Source organism: Pseudomonas sp. UBA1879, assembly GCF_002338065.1.
In the GTDB taxonomy this organism is placed as follows: domain Bacteria; phylum Pseudomonadota; class Gammaproteobacteria; order Pseudomonadales; family Pseudomonadaceae; genus Aquipseudomonas.
Genome location: NZ_DDHJ01000004.1, coordinates 557,242 through 573,056, shown reverse-complemented (window position 1 = coordinate 573,056; position 15,815 = coordinate 557,242). Strand labels below are relative to the sequence as shown.

General features: G+C 62.6%; 16 protein-coding genes. 9 read left to right on the top strand and 7 right to left on the bottom strand.

The window, feature by feature from the left end; genetic code table 11:
• Window positions 1-63: 63 nt before the first annotated feature.
• Both B3N48_RS05785 and B3N48_RS05780 read left to right on the top strand, forming a co-directional pair.
• Window positions 64-1,299 (top strand): MFS transporter, encoded by a 1,236-nt coding sequence (locus B3N48_RS05785; RefSeq protein WP_296180586.1) that lies wholly within the window; start codon window positions 64-66, stop codon window positions 1,297-1,299.
• 71 nt (window positions 1,300-1,370) lie between these two features.
• On the top strand, window positions 1,371-2,213 hold the full coding sequence (locus tag B3N48_RS05780) for a glycosyltransferase family 2 protein (protein WP_296180583.1): 843 nt from the start codon (window positions 1,371-1,373) through the stop codon (window positions 2,211-2,213).
• On the opposite strand, the gene B3N48_RS05775 is transcribed toward B3N48_RS05780, so the two are convergent.
• The 6 genes from B3N48_RS05775 to B3N48_RS05750 all read right to left on the bottom strand — a co-directional run bounded on the left by B3N48_RS05775 (window position 2,188) and on the right by B3N48_RS05750 (window position 7,312).
• Window positions 2,188-3,234 carry a hypothetical protein gene (locus B3N48_RS05775; protein ID WP_296180578.1) on the bottom strand — a complete coding sequence of 349 codons (1,047 nt, stop codon included), beginning with the start codon at window positions 3,232-3,234 and terminating at the stop codon, window positions 2,188-2,190. The genes B3N48_RS05780 and B3N48_RS05775 overlap by 26 nt on opposite strands.
• Complete coding sequence (locus B3N48_RS05770) at window positions 3,227-4,303, bottom strand: glycosyltransferase family 4 protein (protein WP_296180575.1); 1,077 nt, start codon at window positions 4,301-4,303, stop codon at window positions 3,227-3,229. Before B3N48_RS05770 ends, B3N48_RS05775 begins: the two co-directional genes overlap by 8 nt.
• Before the next feature lie 119 nt (window positions 4,304-4,422).
• Window positions 4,423-4,959 (bottom strand): cytochrome b, encoded by a 537-nt coding sequence (locus B3N48_RS05765; protein WP_296180573.1) that lies wholly within the window; start codon window positions 4,957-4,959, stop codon window positions 4,423-4,425.
• 144 nt (window positions 4,960-5,103) lie between these two features.
• Window positions 5,104-5,784 (bottom strand): HAD family hydrolase, encoded by a 681-nt coding sequence (locus B3N48_RS05760; RefSeq protein WP_296180571.1) that lies wholly within the window; start codon window positions 5,782-5,784, stop codon window positions 5,104-5,106.
• Window positions 5,781-6,179, bottom strand: coding sequence for a RidA family protein (locus B3N48_RS05755; RefSeq protein ID WP_296180568.1), 399 nt, complete (start codon window positions 6,177-6,179; stop codon window positions 5,781-5,783). Before B3N48_RS05755 ends, B3N48_RS05760 begins: the two co-directional genes overlap by 4 nt.
• Window positions 6,176-7,312, bottom strand: a complete 1,137-nt coding sequence (locus B3N48_RS05750; protein ID WP_296180564.1) for an alanine racemase — start codon at window positions 7,310-7,312, stop codon at window positions 6,176-6,178. The genes B3N48_RS05755 and B3N48_RS05750 overlap by 4 nt, the downstream gene beginning before the upstream one ends.
• An 87-nt stretch (window positions 7,313-7,399) precedes the next feature.
• Here B3N48_RS05750 and B3N48_RS05745 point away from each other — a divergent pair, with 87 nt between their 5' ends.
• Window positions 7,400-8,305: a LysR family transcriptional regulator gene (locus tag B3N48_RS05745; RefSeq protein WP_296180563.1), complete on the top strand. Its 906-nt coding sequence runs from the start codon at window positions 7,400-7,402 to the stop codon at window positions 8,303-8,305.
• Between the two features lie 10 nt (window positions 8,306-8,315).
• Here the strand turns inward: B3N48_RS05745 and B3N48_RS05740 are convergent, their stop codons facing one another.
• Window positions 8,316-9,233 carry a LysR family transcriptional regulator gene (locus tag B3N48_RS05740; protein WP_296180561.1) on the bottom strand — a complete coding sequence of 306 codons (918 nt, stop codon included), beginning with the start codon at window positions 9,231-9,233 and terminating at the stop codon, window positions 8,316-8,318.
• A gap of 95 nt (window positions 9,234-9,328) precedes the next feature.
• Between B3N48_RS05740 and B3N48_RS05735 the strand changes: the two genes are divergently transcribed.
• The 6 genes from B3N48_RS05735 to B3N48_RS05710 all read left to right on the top strand — a co-directional run bounded on the left by B3N48_RS05735 (window position 9,329) and on the right by B3N48_RS05710 (window position 15,765).
• Window positions 9,329-10,348: a zinc-dependent alcohol dehydrogenase family protein gene (locus tag B3N48_RS05735; RefSeq protein WP_296180558.1), complete on the top strand. Its 1,020-nt coding sequence runs from the start codon at window positions 9,329-9,331 to the stop codon at window positions 10,346-10,348.
• A gap of 273 nt (window positions 10,349-10,621) precedes the next feature.
• On the top strand, window positions 10,622-11,767 hold the full coding sequence (locus B3N48_RS05730) for a transporter substrate-binding protein (RefSeq protein WP_296180557.1): 1,146 nt from the start codon (window positions 10,622-10,624) through the stop codon (window positions 11,765-11,767).
• Window positions 11,764-12,360, top strand: a complete 597-nt coding sequence (locus B3N48_RS05725; RefSeq protein ID WP_296180554.1) for an ANTAR domain-containing response regulator — start codon at window positions 11,764-11,766, stop codon at window positions 12,358-12,360. The genes B3N48_RS05730 and B3N48_RS05725 overlap by 4 nt, the downstream gene beginning before the upstream one ends.
• A complete protein-coding gene (locus tag B3N48_RS05720; protein WP_296180551.1) occupies window positions 12,357-13,205 on the top strand; it encodes an ABC transporter permease in 849 nt (282 codons plus the stop codon). The genes B3N48_RS05725 and B3N48_RS05720 overlap by 4 nt, the downstream gene beginning before the upstream one ends.
• On the top strand, window positions 13,205-14,131 hold the full coding sequence (locus B3N48_RS05715) for an ABC transporter permease (RefSeq protein ID WP_296180548.1): 927 nt from the start codon (window positions 13,205-13,207) through the stop codon (window positions 14,129-14,131). The genes B3N48_RS05720 and B3N48_RS05715 overlap by 1 nt, the downstream gene beginning before the upstream one ends.
• 26 nt (window positions 14,132-14,157) lie before the next feature.
• Window positions 14,158-15,765, top strand: coding sequence for an ABC transporter substrate-binding protein (locus tag B3N48_RS05710; RefSeq protein WP_296180545.1), 1,608 nt, complete (start codon window positions 14,158-14,160; stop codon window positions 15,763-15,765).
• Window positions 15,766-15,815: the final 50 nt, after the last annotated feature.

Genomic DNA, 15,815 nt, shown 5'->3' with positions numbered 1-15,815 from the left:
TTGAGCGCTTTTCTACCATGATGAGGCCCGTTGCTTTCCCCCTTCTCGTGCTCAGGTTCACCGATGACCTCCACCGCTCCCGTTTTGATCCCGTTCAGCCGCTATCAAAAATTCGTGGTCGGCTTGCTCGCGACGCTGCAATTCGCCGTCATCATCGACTTCATGCTCATGGCCCCGCTGGGGGCGATGATTCTGCCCGCGCTCAGCATGTCCGCCCGCCAGTTCGGGTTGGTGGTCAGCGCCTACGCGTTCAGCGCCGGGTTGGCCGGGCTGGTCACCGCGGGGTTCGCCGACCGCTTCGATCGCAAGAAGCTGCTGCTGTTTTTCTACGTCGGGTTCGTCATCGGTACGCTCTGGTGCGGTCTGGCGGCCAGTTTCGAAACCTTGCTGCTGGCGCGCATCGTCACGGGCATTTTCGCCGGGGTGATCGGCTCGACCGTGCTGGCGATTGCCGCCGATCTGTTTGCCCCGCAGTCCCGAGGCCGGGTGATGGGCGTGCTGCAAACCGCATTCGCCGCGAGCCAGGTGCTGGGTTTGCCCGTCGGCCTGTACCTGGCCAATCACTGGGGCTGGCACGCGCCCTTTCTGCTGCTGGCGGCAATGGGCGCTGCGGGCGGCGTGGTGATTCAACTGGTCATGCGCCCGGTCACCGACCACTTGGCGATCCGCCAGGAACACACGGCCTTTCGTCACCTGTTCAACACCCTGGCCGCGCCGCAGCACTGGGCCGCATTTGCCGCTGTCGCCCTGCTGACCACAGGGGGTTACATGTTGATGCCGTTCAGCAGCGCGTTCACTGTGAACAATATCGGCATCGATATCGGTAATCTGCCTTTCGTGTACCTGTTCACCGGCCTGAGCACCATTGTCACCGGCCCGCTGATTGGCCGCGCCGCCGATGCCTTCGGCAAGCTGCGGGTGTTCTACGTCGGCAGCGTGGTGACCGTCGTTATGGTCACGATTTACACGCACCTGTCCAATGTGCCCCTGCCTTGGGTGATCGTGGTCAATACCGTGCTGTTCGTGGGCATTTTTTCACGGCTGATTCCGTTCCAGGCCATGGTTGCCGGGGTGCCTGATCCTGCTCATCGCGGCGCGTTCAACGCCGTGAGTGCGGCGATTCAGCAGTTGTCCGGCGGCGTTGCCTCGATGCTGGCCGGGCATATCGTGCTGATTGGCAGCGACGGCAAATTGCAGCATTTCGACTGGGTGGGCTACATCCTGGTCGCGACCACAGTGGTGGCGGCCTACCTGGTCTGGCGGGTGCAACGGGATCTGCTGGCACGCGGGCAAAAATGACGCTGAACTGAGCGCGACGGCCGTGTTCAGTATCGTCATTCAGCTCAACATGCAGGGTTTGGGAGTCGCGAATGAAGGTGATCACGCTGGTGCACGGACGAAGCACTCACTTGGCGAATCTGATCAAGGGCCTTGAGTCGTCCAGTCTGGTGCCGGAAGGCTTGTGGATCGTGCACATGAACGAGCCCTGCGGCGAATTCGACAGCCCGCGTTTTCCAATCCACACATTGCAGGTGAACGAGCCCGGCGGCCTGCCATTGGCCAAGGCACGCAGCGCCGTGACGGACATCGATCCTGCGGCGGATTGGGTGTTTCTGGACGTCGACTGTATTCCGGCCCACGACCTGCTGGCCCATTATCGCGACGGCCTGAGCGACAGGCCCGATACGCTGCACTTGGGTCAGGTCCGCTATTTGCCTGAAGGCGCCAGCCAGCCGGGCTGGGATGAGGCGGCGCTTTATGAGCGAGGCGTCGAGCATCCATTGGCGAGATACCGTGAGGGGCCGGGCCGAGACGTCCCCCACCACCTGTTCTGGTCACTGAACTTTGCCTGCAGCGGCAGCACCTTCGCGCGCATCGGCGGGTTCGATGAGGGCTACACGGGGTACGGCGGCGAAGACACCGACTTCGCGTTCCGAGCTCGCGAACAGGGCGTGGCGCTGCTCGACAACCCGGCGATGGCGTTCCATCAATACCACCCCACATACGACCCGCCGCTGAACCACTTCAGCGATATCGTCACCAACGCGCGACGTTTCTACAGTCGCTGGGGGGTGTGGCCGATGGAAGGCTGGCTGCAGGCGTTCAGCGACTTGGGCTTGCTGCACTGGAGCGACGCCCGTCTGGAAATCATTCAGGCGCCTTCCGCCGAGCAGGTGGCTCAGACGCTCAACACTCAACGTCTGGGCTTTTGATCGCTCCGGCCAATGTGCTCTCGATGAACCGGGCGGCCCGGTCGGCCGACGCTGCATCGGCCCACGCCTGCCAACGCTCCGGACCCAGTGCCTGTGCTGCACCCAGCAACGCTGACCACTGGGGCGCGGTCGGCCAGCCGTCTTCGAGCCCTATGGCCACATTCAGCTCGTTCAAGCGTCGTGCTTGCTGTCGCTGTTCATCAAAAGGACGGTCCTCGGCGACGGCGATGTACCGGCAACCCAGTGAAGCAGCTTCGCTCACCAGGCTATCGCTGGCGCTGCCGATCACGATTTCAGCGCTGAGCATGCTTTCCCGTGGATCCGGCACCCGGCCCAGCCAGTGGAGATTCGGCAAGGTGGCACCCGGCTCAAGCCCCCCCGCCACCCGAAACTGCCATTCGGGACAGTGGCGCGCTACGGCCTCGATCAATCCGGTCGACAGGCCCGTGCCGCCCTGTCCGGTGATGATCAGCACCCGACCGGGTTCGGCAGACGCGGAGCGCGCGCCGGAAAAACGCGACAACCAGCCGCTGTAGCCGGTCTTGTCGCGCAGCCACTGTGGCGTGTCCAACGCTTCCATCACCTCGGGGTACGGCGCCAGCAATGCGCTTGCGCTCTCATACGCCAGGCGATGCGCGGCGTCGTTCCGCGCGCCATGTTGTCGCACGTAAACCACTGGCACCGAACACAGCCGCGCAAACAGGGCGATTTCCACCGACACATCGACCACCAGCAGGCAGGGCCAGTGCTCGACGAACCACTGCGCGAGCATCGCCATGCGCTCGCGCACACCGTCCACGCCCAACGGCACATAATGCATGACATCGAAGGATTCGACAGTCATGCCCGGCGACGTGTCGGCTGGCAATGTCAGACGTTGCACGCCCGCCGGCAGCTCGTCGGGCAATTGCGAGCCGATGAGCGTCACCGGTACGTTCAACGCCTCGGCGATTCGCGCCGCGCGCACGCCATGGCCTGCGCCGTGGTGATGCACGTAATAACCAATCTGCGGCTCACGCATGCTGCACCGCGACGTCGGCCAACAGGGCTTCGTAACGGTCCAGCATCAGGTCGTGATTCCACAGCGCTTCGGCACGCGCCCGGCAGGCCGTTCGCGACTTGCCGCGCGCGACCGTCATCGCAGCCGCCAGCGCGGCAACGTCATTGGGCGGCACCAGGCAACCCACCTCGTCACTGATCAGGTCAATCATCGCACCGCGATCAAACGCCGCAACCGGCGTGCCACACGCCAGCGCCTCGGCGACCACCAACCCGAAAGGCTCGTCCCAGCACGGGGTCACCAACGCCACGGCCGCGGTTGCCAGTTCCTGTGCCAGCGCCGGACGCTGCAAATGCCCAAGGTACTCGACACCCGGCCCCAGACGCGGCTCGATGAATTCTTTGAAGTAACGTTCGTCCACCCGCTGTCCGGCCACGCGCAGAGGGATGCCCGCCTGTCGCGCCGCGTCGATGGCCAGGTGTGCGCCTTTGTCCGGCACCAGACGACCCGACCACAGCGCGTGTTCGCCTACGTTCTCGACGGGGTGCCAGCCTTCAAGGTCAATGCCATTGGCGATCAGCGCACAGTCCGGGACCACGTCACCCCAATTGCGCGCATTGGCGGCGGACATGGTGCTGAAATGCCCGGTCTTGCGCTCGCCCCTCAAGGCATTGACCATCTCGAAAAACGGCGGTGTGTGCAGTACGGTGAGCATCGGCGTGCGGATCATCGACGCCATCGTCACCGGCACGTAATGCAGGCTGTTGTTGAAGATCACGTCAAAACCGTAATCGTCGATCTTTTGCATGAGCTTCAGGTAGGCGTGGTGCTCGGCCACATAGGCGCTGCTGAGGCTCGGATGGCGACACTGTTCCTCGTCCGGCACCGCCACCGCATTCAGCTCCGCCGCGCTGCCGCCTTTGGCAAACAGCGTCACGTCATGCCCTCGCGCCCGCAAGCCCAGGGTGACGTCGTAGGTGAACGCTTCCAGCCCACCCGCGAACGGCTGGCCGATCGCGTGTTTGATATGGGTGAGAATGCCGATGCGCAGGGGCTGACCCCCGCCTGCAAGGTTTACGGGTGAACTCATTTCCTGATCATTGCGCCACATGCACCGCCTCCTTCTGATTAATGAATCAGGCGACGGCAAACGGCATTGGTTCCGCGAGAATGTTCCGTCTCGCGGGATGACCGCAGACGCGATAAAGATCAGGGCCGACGCTGGGGCGGCAGCATCCGCTCCAGCAAGCCGTCCTGGCGTATCGCCACGTGCCAGACCGTTGCCGCCACATGCAGCACGATCAGCCCATACACCGCGAATTGACACCAGACGTGCACGGTGTCGCCGAACCGGCCCAGCGACTCATCGTGAGCAAAGCCGGGCAGCGACACGATTCGGAAAAACGGCACATCCTGGCCGTTGCCGGCCATCAAGTAACCTGTGACAGGCATGACCAACAGCACCGCGTAAAGCAACCCATGGGTGATGCCGGCAAGCACCGCGGTTACCCGATGGACGTCGGCGGGATAGGCTGGCGCCCGATGCCGCCAACGCCAGGTCAGCCGTATCAGCACCATCAGAAAAACGCTGATGCCCATGGACTCGTGAGCCATATACCAGAACACCCGCACCGGCCCCGGTGGGAAATTCTCCGCCACCCAGACAAACGGCAGCAAAAAGCACAGCGCCGCGACGGTCAGCCAGTGCAAGGCTTGGGCAACACCGGTGTAGCGTTCCATGGGCATGTTCGACCTTCTGGCGAGCTGAAGGCTTGAATGGTAGCGCACATGGGCGGTGGGCACCGGCTCGGGGACAAGGATAAGCGGTGACGGCCTTGAGTGCTGGCGCCCATCAGCAAGACGCCACCGGCCTGTCTCCCGCGCCCCGTATTAAACGTGCGTGTTCAGGCTCGCCAGATCCGCTGCCAGGTTCTCCAGCGTCGGCCTGGTCATCAGCGGTGCAGGGGCGCCCTCGGGTGCGCTCAAGCCCACGCGGTTGTGCCAGAGGGTCGGCAGTCCCACTTTTTGGGTGCCGAACAGATCGTAGGCCGAGCCCGCAACGAACACCGCATGGGCCGGTTCTACGCCTAGCGTGTCCAGCGCAAGTCGATAAGGCGTGGGGTCAGGCTTGTAAAAACCCGCTTTTTCCGAGGTGATCACCACGTCAAACGGCACGCCCAGCAGGTCCGCCGCCGCGTGCCCCAGTTTCTCCGAGCAGTTGGTCACGACGCCTAATTTGTAGTGCGGCTTGAGTGCCGATAAAACAGCCGTGGCCTCCGCCCAGGGCTGTAACTCGCGCCAGCGTGCTTCCAGCGCCGCAGCCGCTTGACGGCCCAGTCCGACTTCAATCGCGGCCTCCTCGACCAATGTTTCGTAAGGTCTGTACACGCCGCAGCCGTAGGTGGCTTTCAGGTAGGCCATTCGCCAAGTGCGGCCCATCTCCTCGGACCCGGCGACGGAATTCCACAACGTCCAGGAGTCGAGCAGTGCGGTGAGCAAATCGAACAACACCAGCTCGACCGGCGCTGAAGGTTGGATAGCTTGCAGAGGTTCAACGGCGCTTGAGTTCATTGCAGCGATTCCTGTGAAGGGTTGACGAGTTCAGCGACGGCGGTGATTTCCACCAAGGCGCCGTAATGCAGCGAGCCGCAGGGAATGATGGCGCGCGCAGGCTTATGCGCGCCCAGCCACTGCGCATAAATGGCATTCACGAGCGGCCAGTAGCTCACGTCCGAGATGAAGATCTGCACATTCACCAAGGTCGCCAGGCTTGCGCCGCCGGCCCGCAGAACCGACTCGACATTGGCCATCGCCTGCGTGAACTGGGCTTCGATGCCCTGCGCAAACGTGCCGGTCTGAGGATTGAACGGCAGTTGCCCGGACACGAACAGCAAACGTCCCGAGACGACACCCTGTGAGTAATAGCCGCCTGGCGTAGGCAGGTCCCGTGAGGTTACCGTTTTCATAGGGATATTCCCCAACCCGCAATGCGAGGCCAGTAACCGAGGCGGCGTCCCTCGGTCGAGACGTGATAGCCGGCATGTTGCGCCGAGGTGGCGCAGGCATGATTGGGCAGGATGCGCAGTTGAGCGCCCACGGGCAGCGCCAGGGCGACTTCGGGATTTCCGGAGCGGGACGAAATGATTCCATGCTCCTGATTCGCCGCAGTGACGATGAGGTCGCCAACCGGTTGACCCGACAGGTCACAGACCACGCCGTAGCCCTGATCCACGGGCTGTTTCGCCGTGCCACGGTCGCGGGACAGTGCCATCCAGCCGGCATCGACGATGACCCAGCCTTTGTCCGGCTGATGGCCAATGACGGTGGTCAGCACCGAGACTGCAATGTCCTGCACCTGACACACGCCCAGTCCGGCCATGACCAGATCGAAGAATGCAAAGACACCGGCGCGCACTTCGGTGACGCCCGTCAGGTCGTGGGTGAACAATGCCGTGGGCGTGGAGCCGACGCTGACCATCGGCACCTCAAAGCCTGCGTTTCGCAGCAACTGCGCGGCCTGCACGATCGCATCCCGCTCACGCCGGGCGAAAGCTTCGATTTCCTCGATGCTGCGGCTGTCGTAGGAATTTCCCGCATGAGTCATGACGCCGCTGACCTTGACCCCGCTGCGCTGCAGCAGTTGCGCGATCTCGACCAACAAGGGAGCGTTGGGCGGGATGCCCGAACGATGCCCGTCGCAGTCGACTTCCAATAACACCCCGAATGCCTGATCGCTCCGGGCGGCAAAGTCCGCCAGCAGCCGCGCGCTTTCCAGGTTGTCCAAGACGAGTTTCAGTTCGGCCCCTTGCTCCAGCAGCCGCGCGGCGTGGGCAAATTTATTGGGCGCGATACCCACCCCATACAAGATGTCGGTGAATCCGGCGGCAAAGAAGAAGTCCGCCTCGCGCAACGTCGACACCGTGATCGGACCCTTCCCACCGACGAATAAACGTTCGGTCACTTCGAGGCATTTGTGGGTTTTGACGTGGGGGCGAAACGTCACGTTGAACGGCGCCAGCGTCTCGCGCATGCGTTGGATGTTGCGGTCCAATTGGTCGCGGTCCAGCAACAGCAGAGGAGTTTCAGTCTCGATGGGCATGGGTTCTCTCCGGTAATGGCGCTATTCTAAGCCGCCAAAACCGTCGCGAACGTTAATCTCATTCACTCTATGATTCAGTAAATCTTAATGACAGACGCACAGGACATTCGTTTTCTGCTGGTGATTCGTGAAAGCAAAAGCCTGCTGGAGGCCTCGCGTAAACTCGGTCTCACACCTTCTGCCGTTTCGCAGCGATTGCAGCAAATGGAACGTAAACTCGACCTGCGCCTGGTCGACCGCTCAGCGCGCCAGTTGCGGTTCACTGACGAAGGCGAAATGCTCTGCGTGCGCGGCGCGGTAGTGCTGGAGCAGTTCGACGCCTTGCTTGAGGATTTGCAGGAGCGGCGCCGAGGCTTTGTCGGCAAGCTGAAAATCAATGCTCCGTTCGGCTTTGGTCGTCGCTACGTTACACCTTCGGTGGCCGCCTTCAAACGGTTGCACCCCGACGTCGAGATTGTGTTGACCCTGTCGGATCAACCGATGGTGGAAGTGGAGGATCGTTTCGATGTGGTGATCCACATTGGTCAACTGGGCGTCTCCAACCTGGTGTGCCGGACCCTCGCCCCTAACCGCCGTTACGTCTGCGCCTCACCCGCCTTCATTGCCAGACACGGTCCGATCGGCGCGCCGGAACAACTGGCGCAGCTGCCGTGCATCGCACTTCGCGAGAACAACGAAGACGTGACCCTCTGGCATTTCACCCGAGGCCGAAACACCCAAAGCGTGCGCATACAGACCTCCCTCAGCAGCAACGATGGCAGCGTCATCAAACAATGGGGGCGTGAAGGACTGGGCGTCATCCTGCGCTCGGAATGGGACGTCGCCGACGCCTTGGCCGATGGAAGCCTCGTCCGGCTGCTGCCCGGCTGGAAGCTCCCCGATGCCGACGTCGTCGCGCTGACCCACCAACGCGACGGGCTTCCGGAACGCACCCGCAACTTCATGCGTTTCCTGCAAGACGCGTTTCGCCCGGAGCCGCCGTGGCGGGTGTGAGGGGTGTGCTTTAAACAGTTGCCATGGATGGGAGGTCTGGTTTGAAGAAATCGATGAAAGCACGCAAAGGCGCCGGCATGTATGTCCGACTGGGGTAGTAAAGGTAGAAACCGCCAAACGGTTTGCACCACGCATCGAGCATGCGCACCAGTTCCCCCCTTTGCAGATGAGCTGCCACGAAGCTTTCCGGGACGAATGCCAGACCTGCCCCTCGCAAAGCCGCCGCCAGCAACATGTCGGTGTCATTCGCGGTCATCACGCTGACCACATCAACATCGACCTCCCCTTCAGGGCCCGTAAAGCGCCAGCGGAACAGCGCGCCCGTGTCGCTCCAGCGGTACGTCAGGCAATCGTGGCCACGCAGGTCATGCGGCGTCGCGGGCATGGTCCGCGTAGCAAGATAGTCCGGCGCGCCCACCACAGCCATGCGCAGGTCCGGCGTCATGCGAATTGCCACCATATCTTGGTGGACCCAATCGCCGGAGCGGATTCCCGCATCAAATCCCCGCGCGACCACGTCTGTGATGCTGTCATCGATAACGAGCTCGATCCGCACGTTTGGATAGGCCTGAAAGAACGCAGTCAGGCGCGGGATGATCACCAGGTGCGCCGCAATGCGCGGGAGGTTGATCCGCACCAACCCCTTTGGAGCGTCCTGCGATGCTTCGACGGCGCGCACGGCCTCATCCATTTCTGCCATCGCAAAGCGCAGGCGCTCGACCAACGCCAGGCCCGCTTCAGTGGGCGCAACACTGCGTGTAGTGCGGTTGAGCAGGCGCGTGCCCAAACGCTGCTCAAGTGCGGCAATGGTGTGGCTGATCGCCGAGGGTGACACGCCGAGTTTGTCCGCAGCGCGACGAAAGCTGCGCTCGGTGGCCACGGCGACAAATGCCGTCAGTTCGGCAAATTCCGCTCCCTTCATATTCATGCGCCCCATTCAACAACACATGCGGATTATAGGGGATTAATCGCAGCAATCGTTGAGGCCACACTGAGGCTCTTCTTTGATGCGCAGGGGTGGTTATGACAGACACGATGCAACGCTGGGAAATCGATGCCGTCGGCGAGCGGCTGACAATGCGTACGGTGCCTGTGCCGGTTCCACAACACGGACAGGTACTGGTCAAGGTGCGAGCGGTAGCGCTGAACTACCGCGACAAAATGGTCCTGGAGAACGGTCGCGGTCTACCACTGGCCTTCCCGTTCACGCCCTGCTCGGACCTTTCGGGTGAAGTGGTCGCGTCCGGGCCTGGCGCCACTCGGTTCACCACGGGTGCCCGCGTCGTGTCGGCATTCACGCCGGAGTGGATCGATGGCTTACGTCCAGGTGACGCACGCACGCCTGCATACCGCACTCTGGGCGGTTACTACCCGGGGGTGTTGGCTGAATATGTCGTGATGCCTGAAGCATGGCTGGTGCTGGCGCCGTCGACGCTTAGCGATGCTGAGGCCGCCACCCTGCCGGTGGCCGGTCTGACCGCCTGGTTTGCCCTGGTGGAACGTGCCTGCGTACGCGCGGGCGACACGGTACTCATCACCAGCACCGGTGGCGTCGCTCTGTTTGGCCTGCAAATCGCCAAGGCGCATGGCGCCACCGTCATTGTCTCGGGCCGTGCCAGCAACGAAACGCGCACCCGCGCGCTTGGCGCCGACCACTATGTGGACAGCCGAAGCGATGACTGGGTGGAAACCATTTACGGCATAACAGCAGATCGCGGTGTAGACCATGTCCTGGAGGTGGTGGGCGGAAATCACCTCGGCAAGTCGGTTCAGGTGGCTGCCGTGGGCGCGCACATCTGCCAGATCGGCGCACTTGATGGCTTCGACCTCAGCGCGCCGGCCATGCCACTGATGCTCAAGGACATCACCGTCCACGGCATCGGCACCGGTAGCCGGCGCGCCCTGGAGAATCTGATACGCGCCGTAGACCGGATCGGGTTGAAGCCTGTCATAAGCGCTCGCTACACCATGACCGACGCTTTGGCCGCGTTCAGTCACCTGGAGCGTGGTGCGTTCGGCAAAATCGTCATCGACTTCCCGTGATTTACGTCATTGGGTTCATATCCCGCTCCGCTTTGAAGCTTGTTACCCCGCCGCTTGCACCAACCCGGAGCGTTGAGGACGCGCTGCGTCGCCGAGCCTCGCAGCGGACGTGCATTTCGCAGTTGGCACGTTTATTTCATGCGCAATTGCATATCGGCAAGCCGGAGTCTGCTCCTTAAGTCTCGCCACATTAAGCACCCTTGAGTGCGCCGGGTATCGAAGCCTGATCAACCTTTGCGGGGTTGATCGGGCTTTTTTTATGGATGGAATTTCATGCTGAAGGCTCGCCCCTCTGTCTCTGTCGGCTTTTTGCTCTCCACTGAAGGCACCTATCGGCGTATGGGGGCCAGTGCGCTGTTGGGGTTGCAAGATGCGTTGGCCGAGATCAATGCCGACGCGCGCTGCGGTTTCCGCCTTGAGGCGATGTGCGTCGATCCCAAGGGCGAGGCGGCCGCGTACGGCAGCGGTGTCGCGCAGTTGCTGGACAGGGGCGTCAGGCATATTTTCGGCACCACGCTGTCGGCAAGTCGCAAAGAGATCATTCCTGATCTGGAACAGCACGGCGCGCTGCTCTGGTATTCCAGCCCCTACGAAGGCTACGAAAGCAGCGAGAGCGTGCTGTACCTCGGCGGCTGCCCCAATCAGACGCTGTTGCCCCTGCTGCACTACGCGCTCAATCATTTCGGTCGACGCGCTTTCCTGCTCGGCTCCAACTACGTGTGGGGCTGGGAGAGCAACCGTATCGCCCGGGAGATGCTCGAAGCGAACGGCGCCGAGGTGCTGAGCGAAAAGTACTGCCATTTGGGCACGACCGGGTTCGACGCGCTGATCGACAGCCTGATGCAGGAACGCCCGGCGTTCGTGCTCAACAATCTGGTTGGCGAGTCCTCCTATGCGTTTCTCCAGCAGTTGGACCATGCCTGCGCGGCGCGAGGTGTGCGTCTGCCGGTGCTCAGTTGCAACCTGACCGAGGCCGAACTCGACGCCGTAGGGCCGATGCATGCATTGCGCCTGCTGTCCTGCGGGCCGTTTTTCGAGGCCGTGGACCCGCGTTTCTGCCAACGTCAGCAGCGCCACGGCCCACGCAATTGTTCGCACTACTACACCAGCGCCTACTCGGCATTGTGGCTGTTCGCCGAGGCCCTGCGAGCAGGTGGGGACAGTTCGCCAGGCGCCATCTGCGAGCACCTGTTCGGCCATCCCGTGGACAGTGTCCTCGGCTCCCTGAGCCTGTCCGCGCGCAATCACCACAGCGCGTTGCCCAGCCATATCGCCGAACTGCGTGATGGGCGCTTCCACCTTGTGCATTCAGCCCCCGCTCCGATCGCGGCAGACCCGTACCTGACCGTTACGGATCTTCACGCCGACGTGGTCAAACGCAACGCCCCCGCCGTGGCACGCTTGAGGATCGTCAAATGAAAGCTCGCGCATTTCCGGCCCTGGATCAGGGCAGCCTGCTGCTGATCGACTGCGACGAACGCAGCCAGGCCAGTCTGAATAAAAGCCTTCAACGCCTCGGGATTCAGACCCAGGACCTGCATCGGGATATCCCCGACGGCCGCGCGTTCAACACGGTCAATTGTTTCGCGGCGATCATCGAGATTGAACACTTCGCCAGCCCCGCGACCGTGCAGGCGCTTAACGCTGCGGGCATCCCCATCGTGGCGCTCACCGCTCATGAAACGCTGTCGCAAATCCAGCGCGCGCTGGACCTGGGTGCCACCGCCCTGCTTAACAAACCCATCAATCAGGGATCGGTGTACACCACGCTGATGATGGCGGTCGGGCTGCGTGACCGGCAACGCGCGGACGCCGAACGACTGGCCGCATTGCAGGAACGTCTGGCCCTGCGCCCTTTGCTGGGCCAGGCACTCGCCCGCCTGATGGTGACGCAGCACATTGACGAGGCCACCGCCTACGAGCGCTTGCGCAGCCTGTCGATGCAACTCAACCGGCCCATCGAATCGTTGTGCGCGGATATCCTCGCGACCCGTGATGAGGGGCGCGCATGAACACGCTCAAAGCGCTGCTGCGTCGGCCGTCCGTGGCGGTGTCGCTGCTGTTCATCGTCACCGTGGTGTCCCTGGCCGTGCTGGCGCCGTGGCTGAGCCCGTTCGACCCGGACGAACAGTTCGTCGAAGGCCTGTCGATGGAAGGCGCGCCGCTGGCCTCTGCCACGCCCTACTGGATGGGCACCGACTTGCTCGGGCGCGACCTGATGTCTCGCCTGATATTCGGCGCGCGCACCTCGTTGTTCATCGGCGTGCTTGCGAATGGCCTGGCGGTGTTGATCGGCACGCTGGTGGGTCTGACCGCAGGCTTCGTACGCGGTTGGCTGGGCAGTGTGCTGATGCGCCTGACCGACCTGATGATGGCCTTTCCCGCGCTGCTGCTGGCGATCGCCCTCTCGGCGATCTTCCAGCCCAGCGTGTGGATCGTCGCGATGGTGATCGCCATGGTCAACTGGGTGCAGATCGCCCGAGTCATTTACGCCGAGACCGTGGCGCTGAGCGCCCGGGATTTCGTCGCTGTCGAGCGCACGCTGGGCGCCAGTTCGCTGCGCATCCTGTTCTCCCACCTGCTGCCCCATCTGCTGCCGACGATTCTGGTCTGGGCGACGCTGGGGATTTCCACCACCGTGCTGCTCGAAGCCACGCTCTCGTATCTAGGCGTGGGCGTGCAGCCACCCACGCCGAGCTGGGGCAACATCATTTTTGAAAGCCAGACGTACTTCACCTCGGCGCCCTGGCTGGTGTTCATTCCGGGCGCGGCGATCATCCTGCTTTCACTGGCATTCAACCTGGTCGGCGACGCCCTGCGCGACGAACTCGACCCCACACTCAAGGGGCGTCGCTGATGCTGCCGTTCATCTGTCGTCGGGTCGGTTATGCCCTGTTGATCCTGCTGGGCGTGACGTTCATTACCTACCTGTTGCTGTTCCTGTTGCCTGCCGACCCGGCGCGACAGATCGCTGGCCGTAGCGCGACGCCGGAAGTGGTGGCCGCGATCCGCGCGCAGTTGGGTCTCGATCAGCCGTTCTACCAGCAATATGTCGGCTATCTGGGGAATCTGCTGCAGGGAGATCTCGGGCGCTCTTACATTCAGCGCACCGCCGTCAGCGAACTGATCGGCGCACGCTTGCGGCCGTCACTGGAACTGATGGCGGCGGGCATCGGCTTCGAGCTGCTGATCGGCATCAGCCTGGGCATGCTCGCGGCGCTCAAGCGCGACAGCTTCGCCGACAAACTGCTCATGGCGTTTTCATTCGTGGGGGTGTCGGCGCCGCAATTCATCGCCGCCATGCTGTTCCTGTATTTCTTCGCGGTGCAGCTCGGCTGGTTCCCGCTGGGCGGGTACGGCGGTGCGAGCCATCTGATACTGCCCGCGCTGACCCTCGGGCTACTGGGCAGCGGCTGGTACTCGCGCATGGTGCGTTCGTCGATGATCGAAGTGTTGCACCAGGATTTCATTCGGACCGCACGGGCCAAGGGCCTGAGCCGCGCGCGGGTGATCTTCGTGCACGTACTGCCCAATGCCATTGTTCCGGTGATTCCCATGATCGGCATCGACATCGGCGTGTTCATGGGCGGGCTGGTGGTGGTCGAGTCGGTCTTCGGCTGGCCCGGCATCGGTCAACTGGCCTGGCAGTCCATTCAGCAAATCGACATTCCGGTCATCGTCGGCGTCACCACGCTGTCGGCGGTGGCCATCGTTCTGGGCAACCTGCTGGCGGATCTGGTGATCCCGCTGGTGGACCCGCGCATCGACATCAAGCACCACTGAATCCATCAACATAACGGGGTACAAGAATGAAGATCAAAGCGCTGACCCTGGCCGTGGCGGCCACGCTGTTCACTACGCCGCTGTGGGCCGAGACGCCCAAGAGCGGTGGCAATGTGGTGGTGACTTATCAGAACGATGTCGCGACGCTGGACCCGGCGATCGGTTACGACTGGCAGAACTGGTCGATGATCAAGAGCCTGTTCGCCCGTCTGATGGACTACAAGCCCGGCACCACCGAGCTGGTCAAGAGCCTGGCCGAGGACTACAGCGTGTCGGCGGACGGCACGGTCTACAGCTTCACGCTGGTCAAAGGCGTGAAGTTCCAGAACGGCCGGGAGCTGGTGGCCGGCGACGTCAAATACTCGCTGGAACGCACGGTCAATCCCAAGACCCAGAGCCCCGGCGCCGGGTTCTTCAGTTCGATCGTCGGCTATGAGGACGTGACCACTGGCAAATCGCAGACCTTGAGCGGGATCAAGGTCATCGACGATCAGCACCTGACGATCACCCTCAGCGCGCCGAACGCAACCTTCCTGCACATCATGGCGATCAACTTCGCCTCGGTCGTGCCCAAGGAAGCAGTCGATCAATGGGGCGCCGACTTCGGCAAACACCCGATGGGCAGCGGCGCGTTCAGCCTGGCCGACTGGAAGCTGGGGCAAAAACTCGAGTTGGTGAAAAACCCCAACTACTTCCAGAAGGGCTTGCCCTACGTCGACAAAATCACCTTCGAAATCGGCCAGGACCCCACCGTCGCACTGCTGCGCCTGAACAAAGGAGAAGTCGACATCGCGGGCGACGGCGTGCCGCCCGCGCAATTTCTGCAGTTCAAAAATGACCCTGCCTCCAAGCCATTGCTGGTCACTGGCAACCAGCTGCAGACCGGTTACGTGACGCTGAAAACCACCCTGCCGCCGTTCGACAACCTCAAGGTCCGGCAGGCCATCAACATGGCCATCAGCAAAGAACGCATCGTGCGCATCATCAATGGCCGTGCGGTGCCTGCCAATCAGCCGCTGCCGCCAGCGATGCCAGGCTATGACACGCAATACAAAGGGCTGCCTTACGATGTCGAAGGGGCGAAAAAGCTGCTCGCCGATGCGGGCCTGGCCAAGGGTTTCGACACCGAGCTGTACGTGATGAACACCGACCCGCAGCCGCGTATCGCGCAGTCGATCCAGCAAGACCTGGCGAAAGTCGGCATCCGCGTGCAGATCAAATCGCTGGCCCAGGCCAACGTCATTGCCGCAGGCAGCTCGAAGGATCAGGCGCCGATGGTGTGGTCCGGCGGGATGGCGTGGATCGCCGACTTCCCGGATCCGTCGAACTTCTATGGGCCGATTCTGGGTTGCAGCGGTGCAGTGGAAGGCGGCTGGAACTGGGCGCTGTATTGCAACAAGGCGCTGGATGAGCGCGCGGCGAAGGCCGACGCGATGGCCGCGCCGGAACAACAGGCAGCGCGCACGGAAGCCTGGAAATCGATCTTCACCGACGCGATGGCTGATGCGCCGTGGGTGCCGATCTTCAACGAGCAGCGCTTCACCGTCCGTTCCAAACGCATGGGTGGCGACGATGCGCTGTACGTCGATCCGGTGCATGTGCCGGTCAACTACGACTACATCTGGGTGAAGTGATCATGCCGTGGCCTGTTGCGTGACATGCCGCTGAACAGGTGCCACGCAAC